Source organism: Corynebacterium freiburgense, assembly GCF_030408815.1.
In the GTDB taxonomy this organism is placed as follows: Bacteria; Actinomycetota; Actinomycetes; order Mycobacteriales; family Mycobacteriaceae; genus Corynebacterium; species Corynebacterium freiburgense.
This window is the reverse complement of record NZ_CP047355.1, coordinates 920,159-935,089: the sequence shown is the minus strand read 5'-3', so window position 1 is coordinate 935,089 and position 14,931 is coordinate 920,159. Positions and strand designations below refer to the sequence as shown.

At 52.2% G+C, this 14,931-nt stretch carries 15 protein-coding genes and 1 tRNA gene; 4 read left to right on the top strand and 12 right to left on the bottom strand.

Annotated elements, in window-relative coordinates:
- Positions 1–9: 9 nt before the first annotated feature.
- A complete protein-coding gene (locus CFREI_RS04285; protein WP_027013231.1) occupies positions 10–279 on the bottom strand; it encodes a hypothetical protein in 270 nt (89 codons plus the stop codon).
- 15 nt (positions 280–294) lie between these two features.
- Positions 295–1,176 (bottom strand): mycothiol conjugate amidase Mca, encoded by an 882-nt coding sequence (mca, locus tag CFREI_RS04280; RefSeq protein WP_027013230.1) that lies wholly within the window; start codon positions 1,174–1,176, stop codon positions 295–297.
- Between the two features lie 108 nt (positions 1,177–1,284).
- On the opposite strand from mca, the gene CFREI_RS04275 reads away from it, so the two are divergent.
- The 3 genes from CFREI_RS04275 to CFREI_RS04265 all read left to right on the top strand — a co-directional run bounded on the left by CFREI_RS04275 (position 1,285) and on the right by CFREI_RS04265 (position 3,069).
- Complete coding sequence (locus CFREI_RS04275; RefSeq protein WP_027013229.1) at positions 1,285–1,713, top strand: DUF4307 domain-containing protein; 429 nt, start codon at positions 1,285–1,287, stop codon at positions 1,711–1,713.
- A gap of 144 nt (positions 1,714–1,857) precedes the next feature.
- Complete coding sequence (greA, locus tag CFREI_RS04270; protein ID WP_027013228.1) at positions 1,858–2,379, top strand: transcription elongation factor GreA; 522 nt, start codon at positions 1,858–1,860, stop codon at positions 2,377–2,379.
- 105 nt (positions 2,380–2,484) lie between these two features.
- Positions 2,485–3,069, top strand: a complete 585-nt coding sequence (locus tag CFREI_RS04265) for a hypothetical protein (protein ID WP_156907795.1) — start codon at positions 2,485–2,487, stop codon at positions 3,067–3,069.
- 90 nt (positions 3,070–3,159) lie between these two features.
- Here CFREI_RS04265 and CFREI_RS04260 read toward each other — a convergent pair whose 3' ends face one another.
- From CFREI_RS04260 to CFREI_RS04215, 10 genes are all read right to left on the bottom strand, one after another.
- Positions 3,160–3,981 (bottom strand): Bax inhibitor-1/YccA family protein, encoded by an 822-nt coding sequence (locus tag CFREI_RS04260; protein WP_027013225.1) that lies wholly within the window; start codon positions 3,979–3,981, stop codon positions 3,160–3,162.
- An 87-nt stretch (positions 3,982–4,068) separates the two neighbouring features.
- On the bottom strand, positions 4,069–5,163 hold the full coding sequence (locus CFREI_RS04255) for a helix-turn-helix domain-containing protein (protein ID WP_051256049.1): 1,095 nt from the start codon (positions 5,161–5,163) through the stop codon (positions 4,069–4,071).
- Between the two features lie 73 nt (positions 5,164–5,236).
- Positions 5,237–7,072, bottom strand: a complete 1,836-nt coding sequence (locus tag CFREI_RS04250; RefSeq protein ID WP_027013224.1) for an amidohydrolase family protein — start codon at positions 7,070–7,072, stop codon at positions 5,237–5,239.
- A gap of 162 nt (positions 7,073–7,234) precedes the next feature.
- Positions 7,235–7,308: transfer RNA gene (locus CFREI_RS04245), tRNA-Leu, on the bottom strand.
- A 27-nt stretch (positions 7,309–7,335) separates the two neighbouring features.
- Positions 7,336–8,301 carry a Ppx/GppA phosphatase family protein gene (locus CFREI_RS04240; RefSeq protein WP_027013223.1) on the bottom strand — a complete coding sequence of 322 codons (966 nt, stop codon included), beginning with the start codon at positions 8,299–8,301 and terminating at the stop codon, positions 7,336–7,338.
- A complete protein-coding gene (locus tag CFREI_RS04235) occupies positions 8,301–8,861 on the bottom strand; it encodes a DUF501 domain-containing protein (protein ID WP_035112339.1) in 561 nt (186 codons plus the stop codon). Before CFREI_RS04235 ends, CFREI_RS04240 begins: the two co-directional genes overlap by 1 nt.
- Positions 8,862–8,944: 83 nt before the next feature.
- A complete protein-coding gene (locus tag CFREI_RS04230) occupies positions 8,945–9,592 on the bottom strand; it encodes an FtsB family cell division protein (protein WP_051256048.1) in 648 nt (215 codons plus the stop codon).
- Positions 9,593–9,759: 167 nt separating this feature from the next.
- A complete protein-coding gene (eno, locus tag CFREI_RS04225) occupies positions 9,760–11,037 on the bottom strand; it encodes a phosphopyruvate hydratase (protein ID WP_027013220.1) in 1,278 nt (425 codons plus the stop codon).
- 261 nt (positions 11,038–11,298) lie between these two features.
- On the bottom strand, positions 11,299–12,027 hold the full coding sequence (locus tag CFREI_RS04220) for a lytic transglycosylase domain-containing protein (RefSeq protein WP_051256062.1): 729 nt from the start codon (positions 12,025–12,027) through the stop codon (positions 11,299–11,301).
- A gap of 44 nt (positions 12,028–12,071) precedes the next feature.
- Positions 12,072–12,659 (bottom strand): MazG nucleotide pyrophosphohydrolase domain-containing protein, encoded by a 588-nt coding sequence (locus CFREI_RS04215; protein ID WP_027013218.1) that lies wholly within the window; start codon positions 12,657–12,659, stop codon positions 12,072–12,074.
- A 63-nt stretch (positions 12,660–12,722) separates the two neighbouring features.
- Between CFREI_RS04215 and CFREI_RS04210 the strand changes: the two genes are divergently transcribed.
- A complete protein-coding gene (locus CFREI_RS04210) occupies positions 12,723–14,198 on the top strand; it encodes an amino acid permease (RefSeq protein WP_027013217.1) in 1,476 nt (491 codons plus the stop codon).
- Positions 14,199–14,931: the final 733 nt, after the last annotated feature.

Sequence of the window (14,931 nt, the reverse complement as noted above, 5' to 3'; positions counted from 1 at the left end):
GGGGTGCTGTTAGAACCATTGTTTGCGATTGTCCACGACCATGCCTTCGGCCTTCATGGCGTTATCGATCGCTTCTTGATCAAAGACGTCAATGCCGTGAGCTTCGGCGAATTCGCGGCGGCGGGCCATACGTTTGATTCGGCGAGTAAGCGCCCAGCCAATAAACAGGACAGCCGCTAAAAGTAACACGATAATTAACAGGCCTACTGGTGAGGCTTTACCGAATTCTGGGCCGAGGGGGCCACCGCGCTCTGCTTGCGCCAAAATGAACTCCACCATGTACGCAGTCTCCTTTTATGACTCAGTGTTCTCCACTGAGATTCCGGCAAATAGATCGTTTTCTGGATACGAGGTCGAGACCCTTGTTGCAGCCAGTTCGAACTCTTCTGTTGGCCATAGCTTACGCTGCACCTCTACCGGTGTCCCAAAGAAGGCACCCGCCGGGTCTATCTGGGTGGCATGGGCGCGCAGGGCGTCGTCACGCTGTTCGAAATAATCGGCGCATGGAACTTGAGTGGTTACCCGGGCCATAATATCTGCTCGGTGTGCCTGCCAGCGCTCTAAGAGAGGGCCATATGGGCTCGGTTTTCCCTCACGGAGCAAAACATCGTGGAAAAGTTGCATGCGTTGGCGAATAAAACCGTGGGTGTAGTAAAGCTTCAGCGGTGTCCAGGGCTTCCCGATTTCGGGCGCATAGTCGGGGTTGCCAGCCTCGTCCCAAGCTTTCATTGAAGTCGCATGGACTTTCAAATGGTCGGGATGCGGATAACCGCCGTTTTCATCGTAGGTGACAATAACGTGGGGGCGGAATTTGCGAATGACCTTTACAAGATCACGGACCACTGTGTCATCGTCTTCCAGGGCAAAGCAGCCGGGTGGAAGCGGCGGGAGCGGATCGCCTTGCGGCAATCCAGAGTCTATATAGCCTAACCAGTGGTGCTGAGCGCCAAGTGCGGCAATTGCGCGCGCCATTTCCTCTCGCCTGATTTCGGGAATCCGTTCAGCATTTCCGGGGCTGTCCATGGCGGGATTGAGGATATCGCCACGCTCTCCTCCAGTACAGGTAACAATCATTGCCTCATGCCCTTCGGCCACGTAGCGGGCGGTGGTTGCTGCCCCTTTGCTTGCTTCGTCGTCAGGGTGGGCATGAATTGCCATGAGGCGCAGAGTGCTCACAAAAACACGCTCCTTTGTGGGTTTGGTAAAGCTCCCTCAATATCCTATGTCACTTGTGGGCGTTACTATAGAACCATCCAGCTGGAGCGCATATGCAAAGGAAAACACATGTCCGAAAGCCTTCGTGCCAACCGGTACGCAACCGACCCTAAAAAAGGCACCCTAAGTGGCAAGATCATTGCTATTGGTGCGGTTATTTTCGCGGTTGTGGCCGTGGTGGTCATAGTACAGTATTTTCAAAAAATTAATGGCGCAACGGTCACTGCTTCCCAGGCTGGATTCGAGCGTATCGACGACCGCACGCTCAAGATTTCCGTAGATGTTACGCGCAAAAATATAGATGAACCCAGCTATTGCATTGTTACAGCTTTAAACTATGACAAGGCTGAAGTTGGACGCCGCGAATTCCGTATTGAACCAGGTGGAAACCAAACTGAGCGTTTCCAAGTAAATATTCCAACACGGGACTTACCGGTTGCTGGAACGGTATATGGTTGTCATACAAACGTGCCCTCGTATCTCACAGAGGGCTCTTAAGCAAGCATTGTGCTAAGCTTTGCGCGAAGAAGACTGCCCCGCAAGATTCTGTACACATTCTAGGTGTGCTTTCGCGGGGCGTTGCACTGTGACCACCAACGGTCTGACATAACGGTCGCTAGACGAAGAGGTTTTACACACACCATGGCTGAGATCCAGAAGCAATACATTACGCCGGAAACCAAGAAAAAGCTGGAGGAAGAGCTTAACGCACTTATCGCCCACCGTCCGGTCGTTGCCGCTGAAATCAATGAGCGCCGTGAAGAAGGCGACCTCAAAGAAAACGCTGGCTATGACGCCGCCCGCGAAATGCAGGACCAGGAAGAAGCCCGCATTAAGCAAATCTCGGAAATTCTGGCGAACTCCACCACCGAACGTGCTGGGCTTGAGGAGGGTGTCGCTCATGTCGGTTCCGTAGTGCATGTGTACTACAACGGCGATAGCAATCAGAAAGAAACATTCCTTATTGGTACTCGTGCCGCCGCCTCCGATAATAAGGATCTAGAAACCTATTCGGAGCACGCTCCGCTTGGCGCCGCTATCCTCGGTGCCCGTGAAGGTGAAACCCGCGAATACACCGCACCAAATGGCACCGTGATTTCCGTGACTGTAGTGTCCGCTGAGCCTTACAATTCTGATAAGGCAGCAACTCTTCGCTCAAGCTAAGCTTTACCACAGCTCGAAGTGTCTGCCGTCCACCAAAAAGTGTGGGCGGCATTCTTTGTGTGCCTACCCCTGTCCCTGCCCAATTCCCAAGGAACTTATACATCCATGCGCTTATATGCCACCGCAACCATTACCGCTCTATGTGTCACATTGCTATGCGCTTGCGCAAACCCGCCAGGTGAAATTGATTCAGACCGTCGAATAGACACCGCACACGATGTAGCCGCTCCCACTACAACCAAGAAAACTGGAACAAGCACAGCCTCAAAAACTGGTGCAAGCAGCCCGATCAATACAAGTACACCAGCCACCTCCACAACGATCCCAGCCACCACATCTGGTGTAACCAGCGGAACTACCAGCATGATGGTGCATGCCTCACGAGGCATTCCTGGAGTAATCGATTGCGTTGGAAGCCCTACCAAACGGCCCGAAACACTTTCCCTTTCTTGCTCACACACCGGTGACAAATTAAAAAACATAACCTGGGAAACCTGGAATGAAACCGGCGCCAAAGGAACCGCTATTCGGGAAACTCGCGTCTGCGGAGGCAAGGTGTGCAAAGACAAAGACGCGAAGGGGCAAACCACGGAAACAGAAGTCAAAGTTGAACTTTCCGCCCCCACAATGACATCACAAGGACCTGCCTTCACATTAATCACGGTCAATGGTGCAAGTATTGTGCTGTAGCTTTTTCGCGATATAAACACAATATGGCCCCGCACCCAAGGTTTTTGCTTCTGGGTGCGGGGCCATTGGTATGCCCTTTCAGGCGTTTGGTTAGTTGCCCCGGAAATAACTCAGCAGGCGAAGAATTTCGGTATAAAGCCAGACCAAGGTCACAGCCAAACCAAGAGCAACTCCCCACGCCATACGAGCTGGCGCACCAGCGCGAACAAGTTGATCAGCGGCGTCGAAATCCTGCAGGAAACTAAACGCTGCAAGACCAATACATACTAGGGAGAAAATAATGGCTAACGGGCCACCATTGGTCAGTGGGTTCATACCAGTAAAGAAAAACAGCGCCATATTGCCCAACGCGAGAACAAGAACGCCCATAAGGCAGGCGGTCATAATGCGCTGGAATTTAGGTGTTACCTTGACAGCACCTGTCTTATACACATAGAGCATACCCAGGAATACACCGACGGTACCAAGCACTGCTTGCCCAATCATGGTGCCAGCATCTGCGCCCTTACCAACCAAGAATCCGGAGAAAAGCAGCGAAATACCGCCTACAAATAAACCTTCGAAAAAGGCATAGATAAGGGTGATTGCTGCAGAGCCGTATTTTTTACCAAATGTGCCGATTAGAACAGTAACCAAACCGCCAATGGCGCCAACAATCGTCAAAACCATTGCCAGGACTGGGCTGATAAACATGGCAATACCAAAGTTAATAACCGCCATAACAATAATGACGCCCAGCGTAATGCCAGTTTTTGAGATAACGTCATCAACGGTCATGGGGCGCTCTGAAGTAACGGCTCCCGCGGAAGGGTACTGGGAGTAAGGGTCCGCTGGGTAGCCCTGGAATTGGTTCTGGACGGCCCGTTGCTTAGTGCCCGCCAGGGAACTGAATACAGGGTTACTACTACGCACTTGAAGTCCCTGTTCCTTTCTTGGGTCATGGGGAAAATGCTTACAACCCAATCAACGCACATTCGCGTGATTTAGTTCCCAGCAACCCTATATTCCCTTTTGGTACTCTCGTGGAGTCACCCCCTGAACACACTTAAAAGCCCTGCTAAAAGCGCTATGAGTGCCATAACCTACCGCAATTCCAACATCCTTTGGGCGCTGCCCATTACGGAGGAGTTCGCGTGCCCGTTCCATCTTTTTCGCTAATACTTCTGAAGTGCCAAGGTTACGATCAGCACGATATTCGGCAGCAATATCGGACAGTGAAGGGGAATCCCGGAACATTAATCGGCCCGGCAGTGGGTAGATCACCGAACCGGACGCGACGTCGATACGCGTCCTGCTGCTGGCAGTAAGCGTGGCGGTATCCCCAGCCGCCATAAAACGGCAGAAATCGCCATCTACCAGGGTCGCTGCACCTTGCTGCACCCACCATACGGTATCGCAATCACTCGCGAAAACCGTATAGGATTCGCAGCGCGGCGGCGGCCCCACTTCGCCCATGCCCACCGCACCAGCGGTAAACGCCGAAGGAGGATGCCCAGTATGGCGCCGAAATGCGCGGGTAAGGCTACTGGTTGCAGAAAAACCAACAAGGTTGGCTGCCACCGCAACGGAAAAATCCATGCTTAGTAATTCTGCTGCGGCAGCAACGCGCACACCGGCCCGCCATTCACTAAACGATAAACCAGTACCAGAAATAAACTGGCGCTGGATTGTCCGCGAGCTTACACCCAAGCGTTCCGCAAACCCTTCAAGCGGTGTCTGATCGGCAGTATTTTCGAATAGAACCTCAGCCACTCGACGAGCCTCTAGTGCGGTGGGCATTGGCGGCGGCGCGGCAGGAGCAGCACACAAGCCCGCCAGCGCTTCCGGCAACTGATAATGAGGATTCCCCACAGCAAGCGAAAATTCCCTAAGCATTACGGGCTCCCAATCAAGACCGAAAAATACCTTGCGGGGATGTAATGATCGCGCGGATTCCGCGGGTAATGGCAGTACGACGCCCTGCTCGTCAACGATCGTTGCCGCGCTAGCATACAATGCTTCCCCCGCACGCACATGAATAAGTTCAGCCCCCGTTCGAATGTTCGCCGTGCCTTCTTGGCACCAGAACAGTGTTGGCTGCGGGAATACAGACATAAACAACCTCGAACATATTAGGTAACGCTAACCTCAATGAGTATAGCGGATGATGGGTGCCCAAACGCAAGAGTCATTCGGTCCGCTGCAATACTTTTTGCTCCTTGCCACGAATCTGCTGTCGCACCAGCTCACCCGTTAATGCATCAAACAGCAAATTTGCACCCCAGAATTTACGCCACTTGGGAATTACCATTTCAATATCGATACAACCGCCATCAACAGAACCTCGTTTGGTCAGTTCAAATGTTTTAAATGTTAGGGCGCCGCGGCCAACTGTTCCTATCGACGCCACATTGACTTGAGCTTCCTTCGAAATTACAAACGTCGCCGGGTCCAGCTGTAGCCATTGCATCCACGTCACACCACGCAATGGGAATGTACGTACTACCTGCTCATTGTTAAAAGTTCCTTTTAGAACAACATTTCCACCCTCACGTACAGCATGCAGCACCGTCCCCTCCCCTGGAATTTCACACTCCCATTCACGGGTAACAAGATCAGTTCCCGATACCACGCGTTCATTCCGCAATACCTTTTTGGTACCCACATCCAAGTATGTCAGCGTGCGAACCCCTTCACTGGCAAAGTTCGAGCGGTCATATCGCATCAATATCTCATGCGGAAACGTCGTCTCCGTGCGATCGATATATTCCACAAGTAATGGGCCATTCGGTGCGTACATTGCCAACTCTGGCTGCTTTGGCGGAGGCGGTGTCTCATGCACCAACAAACCTTTATGAAACACCAAATCAATGTCGGTTGTATTATCAATTTGCTCAAGAGGATTCGAATGCAAAAGCAAAGCATCTGCGCGCTTACCTTCTGCAATAACCCCGCGTTCAGAAAGCCCCAACAGTTCTGCCGCATTACTGGTGGCAGCACATAATACATCTTGCTCGCTCATGCCCGCCTCGACCATATAACGCAGTTCATCATGCAGTGAAGTGGCAGGCATTGCCCCCACAGTGCTATCCGTACCAGCAACGATGCGTACCCCAGAAGCATATGCATGTGCCAGGTTTGCCCGCGCATGTTCAAGATAAAGTTCACCATCGGGGCCTGATATTAACGAGGTAATTAGCAGGGTAGGCACAAGCCGCGCTCCGCTATCTGCCCAGAGTTTCACCATTTCCTCATGTGCAATACCGTGCTCAAGTACCCCATGTTCGATGCTGTCAACCCCTGCCCGTAAGAGCGTTTCAACATCGGCCTCCTCATGCGTGTGTGCACTCACCCGCAATCCCAAGGCGTGCGCTTCCGCTACCACAGCAATCATGGCTTCTTCAGAAAGCTGTTGTAGCGGAATACGGTCAACACCGTACACGCCTCCCTGGTAGACAATCTTGATATGGTCTACCCCCTCCCCGTGCAGTTTTCGAATAGCTTGCACAGCCTGCGCCGGAGATTCGATGGAATATGCAATCTGTCCGCTAAGCCAGGGATTATCTTGAGCTACAGTCACCGCCGGGTGTCCACCGGCAGCCGTAAGTGCGGGACCCGCAACAAGCATATTCGGACCTCGAAACGGATCCGCCTCAGCCCATTTGCGTAATTGCAACGCCAAGCGTAGTGGATCCGCCATACACCGAATGGTAGTTACACCTGCCTCCAATACGTCCCGCAAAGCCGACTTTAACACCGTATTTGTTCGGTACCAGGCAGAAAACCTACCGCGTGTGTGAAGGTAGTCTAGGTGCACGTGGGCGTCGATAAGCCCAGGCATTAGCGTCTTACCTTTGGCTTCGATCACAAATGCGTCTGGCGCATCAATATGTTCCTGGCTAATACGCGCAAACCGCCCCTGGGAAATAAGAACATTGACGCCCTCGAGCTCTGCCCCATCACCAGTAATCACATGTACGTTCCGTAGCAAATATGTACCTTGTATTTGAGCTTGCTTCACCATAAGATGCCACCTCGGTTTATTGCCTTTAGCGCCTATGTACGTGCTAAATCAAATTTTATCCATCTCATAAAACAGCTAGCAATAGCTTCCAATACCCAAAAAGCCCGAAACGATAAAAACCTTAGCTGGCAGTCATTGCGCACATAGCTAAGGTTTTTTATGTGCCCCCAGTCGGACTCGAACCGACACTGGGCGGATTTTAAGTCCGCTGCCTCTGCCAATTGGGCTATGGGGGCCGTGTGGGTGAAACACCCTTGAGTAGTTTAGCGTATAGAAGCCGATTGGTCCGAAAGCCCAGCAACAAGGCCATCTAGAATGTCTTTTTCCGAGACCAAAATCGATGAAACCCCAGCATGTTTCTCAATCATGTCCAGGATTCCCTGCACCACCACACTACCCCCACTAATGACGTCCGCACGGCCCGGATGTATGACTGGGTTTGCGGCACGCTGTTCGGTGGTTTCCGCAACAAGCTGACGGGCAAGGATCCGCAGGGCGTCGATACGCAATTCTGAGCAATGAATAACTTGGGAATTATATTCCTCTAACCCCAATGCCAAGGCCGCGAGCGTAGTAAATGTGCCAGCACAACCAACAAACACACGAGCCTGATCCACTGGAACTAATTCACACACTTCTGCGATGCGATCCATAACGAAATCCTGAGCGATTTCAATTTCGGTTTCCGTTGGTGGATTGCTGCGCATAATCCGCTCAGTCACCCGCACACATCCCATTTGTGCACTATGAGCGCCAAGGATAGTACCGTCGTATTGCCCAACTATAAACTCCGTAGAGCCACCCCCAAGGTCAATAACGCAAAATGGCCCTTCCTCAGGTGAAAGATCAATTACAGCGCCCCGAAACGATAATGCGGCTTCCTCTTGGCCACTAATCACCTCGGCGCTATAGCCCGGCTTCAGGCGTCCCAATACCTGCCCCGTCATACGGAAAAACTCGTCTTTGTTTTCCGCATCACGGGTTGCAGATGTAGCCACCATTCGGAAATCCGAAACCCCGTACTCCAGCATTAGATCCGCATATGTTTCCAAAACGGCGCGAGTGCGTGCAATTGCGGCGACAGAGAGCCTACCCGTGGCGTCTACACCTTCCCCTAAACGCACTATCTCCATTGTGCGCACTAATTCCGTGGCCTTGCCTTCTACAACCTCACTAATCAGCAAGCGCAAAGAATTCGTGCCACAATCAATCGCCGCAAAGCGAACCACTATTTCACCTCCGCATTCGAAAAATCAAAGTTTGCTAAATCTATACCTAATTCCGCACAGGTTGGCCAATCTTCCGGAACTGCAGTGCCGCGCAGCTTTCCGTGATCCGCGGCCATGGCTACCGCCTCTGCACCCAAACGGAAATGCTGCGGACCTTCCGCAAGCGCATATGCGATAAGCACATGCAAGCACTTCACCCGATCGGGCATACCACCACCGGAGAATTCGGTACCTAGATCCTCAATAGCATTGCGCTTAGCCAGAAAATACTCATGCGCTTGCTGATAATCCGCCTGCAGATCGGCATCATTAGCCAAACGTTCGGTCATCCACTTCATAACATGTGCCACCTCAAGACGCGAAGCCTCTGAGGTAAGACGCGGATCAGTTAAATAGTACAAGGTTGGAAATGGCGTCCCATCCTCTAAGCGAGGCGCGGTTTTCACTACCCCAGGTGCCCCATCTGGACAACGATACGAAACCTCTAATACACCACGCGGCTGCCGCCCCAACTGCTCCGCAATTTGCGCAATATCAGCAGGGTCTAAAGCGTTATTCATCTGTACCACTCTTTTCAACTACGAAAAATAAAGAGTGTACTGCATATACGCAAATCAATGAATCTGAAAATGATGCTCAAGTGCTATGGGATAGGTTCCTCGACAGGCGGTTGTGTCGGAGAAATCGGAAGTTGGTTCGAATTTGCGGCTGGCGGCTCAGGCTTTTCCAGGCCAATTCGAAGGTCTGATTCCGTCAATGAAATAGCTTCCCAAAGCACGTCATACCACGGCTCATCTGAGACATCTTGGACCGCGTTTTGCCCAGTTGAAGAATCGGCTTTTAGCTCCGGGCTAATAATACGAAACGCGGTTTCACCAGGCTCAATTACACCGAGGCGAATCCGAGCCTGTTCCTTAATAAATTCCTCAGACTCGTATTTTTCTAACTCTGCAAGTAGCGCTTGTTTTTCCGCTTCCTTAGCCTCAATACTGGCTTGTACTCGAGCAATATCACTGCGCTGCTGAAAATAATTTCGCAACGGCATGCCAATCATTACCAGAACCACAATGGACACCGCGATTAGCACACCAATTTCAACCGCACCCAAGCGAATTCGCTTTGATTGCGATTGCGTTGGGCGTTGCTCTCGCTGAGCATCACGGCGTTGATACGAATCATTTTTCGTGCGGCGATCATATTGCGATCGCGGGGTTCGCACAGGCTTAGGTGTCGCAGTGGTTCCACTGCGACGATACGTAACTGGTTGCACCCTGCGCGCTGTTCGGTCCATAGGGTCTCAATCCTAGCGTTGTGCACTACCAAAACTGGGTTGCCACGACGAAAACCGTATGGAAAGCAACGTTTACCCTGGTCTTTAAAAAATCGAATACGTAAAAAGTATGCCGGCATAGCAAAACACCCCGATGCGTAGATCGGGGTGTTGAGCAGGTTACGTGTTTAGCCTTGGAAACGTGGGAATGCACCACGGCCAGCGTATACGGCGGCCTCGCCAAGAATTTGTTCGATGCGCAGGAGTTGGTTGTACTTAGCTACGCGCTCGGAACGAGCAGGAGCACCAGTCTTAATCTGGCCGCAGTTTAAGGCTACTGCAAGGTCAGCAATTGTGGTGTCTTCAGTTTCACCGGAACGGTGGGACATCATGCAGCGGTAGCCATTGCGATGAGCAAGCTCCACGGCGTCGAAAGTTTCGGTAAGGGTACCGATCTGGTTTACCTTGACCAGCAGCGCATTGGCAGCCTTCTTTGCAATGCCTTCCTTTAGGCGAGCCGGGTTGGTGACAAAGAAATCATCGCCAACAATTTGCACCTTGTCGCCAATGGCTTCGGTTAGTGCGGTGTAGCCTTCCCAATCATCTTCCTGCAATGGGTCTTCAATGGAAACGATTGGGTATTCTTCGATCAGCTTCTTATAAACCTCGATCATTTCTTCAGCGGTGTGCTCGCCGCCTTCGAAGTGGTACTTGCCGTCCTTATAAAACTCAGAGGAAGCTACGTCGAGGGCAAGGGCAATATCCTCGCCAACTTTAAAGCCGGCCTTTTCAATTGCCTCAACGATAAGGTCAAGTGCTGCCTTGGTGGACTCAACGGAAGGAGCAAAACCACCTTCATCACCGAGACCGGTGGAAAGACCCTTGGACTTAATAACGGCCTTCAAGGAGTGATAGACCTCTGCACCCATGCGGAGTGCTTCGGAGAAGCTTTCGGCACCGATTGGGGCGATCATAAATTCTTGAACGTCAACACCGGAGTCCGCGTGTGCACCGCCATTGACAATATTCATCATTGGCACAGGCAGCAGGTGCGCGTTTGGCCCACCAATATAACGGAACAGTTCCAGGCCAGCGGAATCGGCAGCGGCTTTTGCAGCTGCCATGGAAACACCAAGGATGGCATTGGCACCAAGGCGGGACTTATTATCGGTGCCATCGAGTTCGATCATTTTTTGGTCAATAAGGCGCTGGTCATCAGCTTCCAAACCAGCAAGGGCATCGGCGATTTCCTCGTTCACATTTTCTACTGCCTTGAGGACGCCTTTGCCAAGGTAACGGTCACCGCCATCACGCAGCTCGTGAGCTTCGTGCACACCGGTCGATGCACCTGAAGGAACACCAGCGACTCCGTGGCCGCCATCATCGAGGAACACCTCACATTCGACGGTGGGATTGCCGCGGGAATCCATAATTTCGCGAGCGAACACGTGCATGATTTCAGCCACAGTGGCCTCCTAAGCCAATTGACGAATAATGTGAATTTATCTGTGCGGAAATGTCACCGCTACCACTACAGTCTTCCATCAACAATGCCCGATCGGAAACAAACGGACATGAGATTGATGCCACACTTTTGGGAGCTGCACCGAAACCGCACTCAATTAACAATTGTGGCACGAAATTATTTTTTATGACGGGCTGGGCGCGGAACACACCCGACCGAGGACATACCCAAAGGCAGTCCCACGCACCCAGTGTTCCCGCACCTATACGGGCGGTTGCCGCAGCGCATATGCACCAGCCGCATCCCGAACATCAATCAAATATTTCTCCGAATAATTGTACGAACGGATTGCATCGGCCCACCCCTCGGGGGTACTAAGGTCACGCCCATTTGCACATAAGAGATTTGCTGCCCCCAAAGCGGCATCATCGATTTGCTGCGGATTAGGGCTTCCATCACCATCCGCATCTCGGCCATAGCGCTTCCAGGATTCTGGAATAAATTGCATTGGGCCCACTGCCCGATCAAATTGCGAATCACCATCTAAGGCACCTTGATCAGTATCACCGATTTCAGCAAAACCCGGGGATCCATCGAGTGGCACACCAATAATCGAAGGCGTAGCAACACCCATTTCATTTAAGCTACTGCCACCAAATAATTGACCGGAATATGTGCCATGTCGAGTCTCCACAAACCCAATACCCGCCAATGTATTCCAACGCAGGTGGCATTGCGGCCAGCTTTCGGCAGCAATAAGTTCGGCATTGCCATAGGCTTGGAGCGCTGCCGCAGATATTCCAGTATCGGCGGCAATTGGCTCCGCCCAATACCCGAGTTTTTCGGATGTACGTCCGGGGCCATGCACATCGATTGAAGGTACGGTTTCACCGCCAGCGGGCGGGACGTCGGCAGGCACAGGACGCAATTGCCGAATCGGCGCCGAGCCGTCTAAAAATGTCAATGACCAGCCAACAAAAGAAATCACCATAATCGCAGCAAGTACGGCAGCACAGCCCCAACCAAATACTCGACTTACTTCGTTTTGCCTGCTTGCCACGCGCGCTCCTGCACATCCATAGGGACTATCCCCGTCGAACCATCAAAAAGATAGGGTGCGCGGGACCGCATTTTTTCCACGAATGCTTCCGCGACATCATATACATCAAACTCATCAGCGATTTCAGCATGAAAGAGTACCTGAAGAAGAATATCGGCAAGCTCATCGCGCATCTCATTAGGGTCCGCATCAGCCACCGCCTCCACAAACTCGGCGACTTCCTCATGCAAATACGGCAGCAATGAGTTATGCGTCTGATCTCGTTCCCAAGCACCCCGCACCACTGCGGCATGCATAACGGACACGGCTTCGTCAATGCTTGTCGACGTCCCGCATCTCAATATTTGCTCACCGGCTACGATACGCTCAACCACCTCTGGATGAAAAAGATCAGAAGTAATCAATAATGCTGCATGTTCACCGGGTTGAATTCCAAGTTGTTCCCCTGCATCTCGCACCTGGTTGGGCACCTCAGAAGTATACGCAAACCTCCCGTTATACTGGGCTAATACATCAATGGGGAATAAAGTTGGATGCTTCGAATCCAAGAGGAAAACCGGCATGCGGCGATTCTACATGCATTCATACTTGGGAAATTAGTTGGTGAGCACCTAGGGTTACTCTTTGTGACTACTACAACGGCCGATCACAAAGTACGCGTCTGGACACTCGTTTCCCTTATTATCGGCTCCACTATTGGAACCGGAATCTTCGCCCTGCCACAAAACGCAGGATCAGTGGCCGGCCCCGGCGCCATGCTTATCGGCTGGTGCATCGCTGGCGTAGGAATGCTCTCAATTGCCTTTGTATTCCAGATTCTGGCCGTGCGAAAACCCAATTTAGACTCCGGCGTATACTCCTATGTTCGCGCCGGACTTGGCGACTTCGTAGGATTCGCCTCTGCCTGGGGTTACTGGCTCGGCAGCGTCATCGCCCAAGTAGGCTACGCTACACTCTTCTTCTCTACCCTCGGCTACTACGTCCCCATTTTCTCCTCAGAAAACCGCTGGACCTCCGCAATTGCCGTATCCATCCTCACCTGGCTTATCTTTGCTGGACTCACTCGCGGTGTCCGCGAAGCCGCCATAATGAACGTAGTAACCACAGTGGCAAAACTCCTGCCCATCCTGGTTTTTATCGTCCTCGTAGCATTCCTTGGTTTTAGCTGGGAGCGCTTCACCTTCGACCTCTGGGCCGAAGGCAGTGATATCGGCAGCGTTATGGACCAAATCAAAGGCATGATGCTCTTTACCGTATGGGCATTTATTGGCGTCGAAGGCGCCAGCGTCTACTCAAAACAAGCACGCACACGGCGCGATGTCGGGCGCGCTACCGTCATCGGCTTCGCCATGGTCTTGGCATTACTTGTCACCGTAGCCACACTCTCCTACGGCGTACTTACCCAAGAAGAACTCGCCGCTCTACCAGATAACTCCATGGCAAGCGTCCTTGAAGCAGTAGTAGGCCCATGGGGAGGCGCCCTTATTTCCTTCGGCCTCTGCCTCTCCGTGCTTGGCGCATATGTCTCTTGGCAAATGCTCTGCGCCGAACCAATCGCCCTTATGGCCTACGACGGCCTACTCCCCCGCAAACTCGGCAAAATCAATGCTGCAGGGGCACCCGTATTTGCGCAGCTCGTTTCCACAATAGTGATACAAATCTCCGTAATTATCTTCTTTGTGAACGAAACAACCTATGTATCAATGGTGCAACTCGCCACCATGATGTACATGCTCCCCTACATTTTCTCCGCCTTCTACCTGGTACTCCTTACCACCCGCGGACGCGGAGTAACCCACCCACACGCCGGAACCCGCTTCGATGACTCCGGACCCGAAATTTCTACTACAGATAACCGACGCCATCTTCTCGTCGGAGCAATAGCAACTATCTACTCCCTCTGGCTCTTCTACGCTGCCGACCCCACCTACCTCCTATTCGGCGCCCTCCTTGTAGTCCCCGGATTCATCCCCTACATCTGGACACGCATGCGGGCAGGCGAAAAAATCTTTAACGCCTTCGAATGGGTCGTAGTAGGTCTTATCGTCCTTGGCGCACTGACCGCCATCTACGGCCTAGCAACCGGCACACTAAGCCTGTAAACAAGATTCACCACAGTTTATTGGGTTAGGCCTGGGCAGGGGCTGGGTTAGGCCTCGGTTAGGCCTGGGCAGGGGTTGGGTTAGGCCTCGGTCGAGGCTGGAACAGGCAGATTTGTGTTGCGGGCTTCTGGTCTTGGGGTGTGAACTGGGGAAACGTGGTGATGGGTTGTGGGTGATGTGAAATCTGCCTTGTTGGGGGTGGGGTGGGTCAGATCTGCCTGATATTCGGGCGGGTTGGCTGATTTTTGGGGCGTTTGGGTCGATTTACCTGGAGTTTGGCCGGCTTCTCGGGCGTTTAATAGGCCCACCCTATTGAACTAGTGATGTTTTTATACCGAATGTCACAGATTCCATAAAACAAACCCGTTCCAGTGGAATTTGTGACACCAGCCAATGTTGCACACAATCGTTGACCTGGGGTTTGTCGCAGATTCCATAAAAACAACGAAAAAAATGGAATCTGTGACAGGATCCCTACCTATCGTGTCACAAATTCCATAAAAACAGCCGAAAAAATGGAATCTGTGACAACCCGCCCAAGCAGCACCCAAAAAAGACCAAGCAACCCCGATCAAATCTCAAGCAAAGCCAAGGTCACCGGACGTACACAACCAAACCACCGGCCAAAACCCAGCCCTTCGCCAGGTTGACCCAGTGAAATCCGGACCACCACAATCCCACAAGCCCCAAAAACCACAGCAGCAATGTCTCGACATTCAACCAGGCCCAGCCA

Excerpts from the sequence above, each read along its gene's own strand:
- CFREI_RS04250 (WP_027013224.1), bottom strand. The coding sequence starts at position 7,072 with ATGGTGAAGCAAGCTCAAATACAAGGTACATATTTGCTACGGAACGTA.
- CFREI_RS04255 (WP_051256049.1), bottom strand. The coding sequence starts at position 5,163 with ATGTCTGTATTCCCGCAGCCAACACTGTTCTGGTGCCAAGAAGGCACG.
- CFREI_RS04275 (WP_027013229.1), top strand. The coding sequence starts at position 1,285 with ATGTCCGAAAGCCTTCGTGCCAACCGGTACGCAACCGACCCTAAAAAA.
- CFREI_RS04215 (WP_027013218.1), bottom strand. The coding sequence starts at position 12,659 with ATGCCGGTTTTCCTCTTGGATTCGAAGCATCCAACTTTATTCCCCATT.
- CFREI_RS04285 (WP_027013231.1), bottom strand. The coding sequence starts at position 279 with ATGGTGGAGTTCATTTTGGCGCAAGCAGAGCGCGGTGGCCCCCTCGGC.
- CFREI_RS04230 (WP_051256048.1), bottom strand. The coding sequence starts at position 9,592 with ATGGACCGAACAGCGCGCAGGGTGCAACCAGTTACGTATCGTCGCAGT.
- CFREI_RS04235 (WP_035112339.1), bottom strand. The coding sequence starts at position 8,861 with ATGAATAACGCTTTAGACCCTGCTGATATTGCGCAAATTGCGGAGCAG.
- greA (WP_027013228.1), top strand. The coding sequence starts at position 1,858 with ATGGCTGAGATCCAGAAGCAATACATTACGCCGGAAACCAAGAAAAAG.
- CFREI_RS04265 (WP_156907795.1), top strand. The coding sequence starts at position 2,485 with ATGCGCTTATATGCCACCGCAACCATTACCGCTCTATGTGTCACATTG.
- CFREI_RS04220 (WP_051256062.1), bottom strand. The coding sequence starts at position 12,027 with ATGGTGATTTCTTTTGTTGGCTGGTCATTGACATTTTTAGACGGCTCG.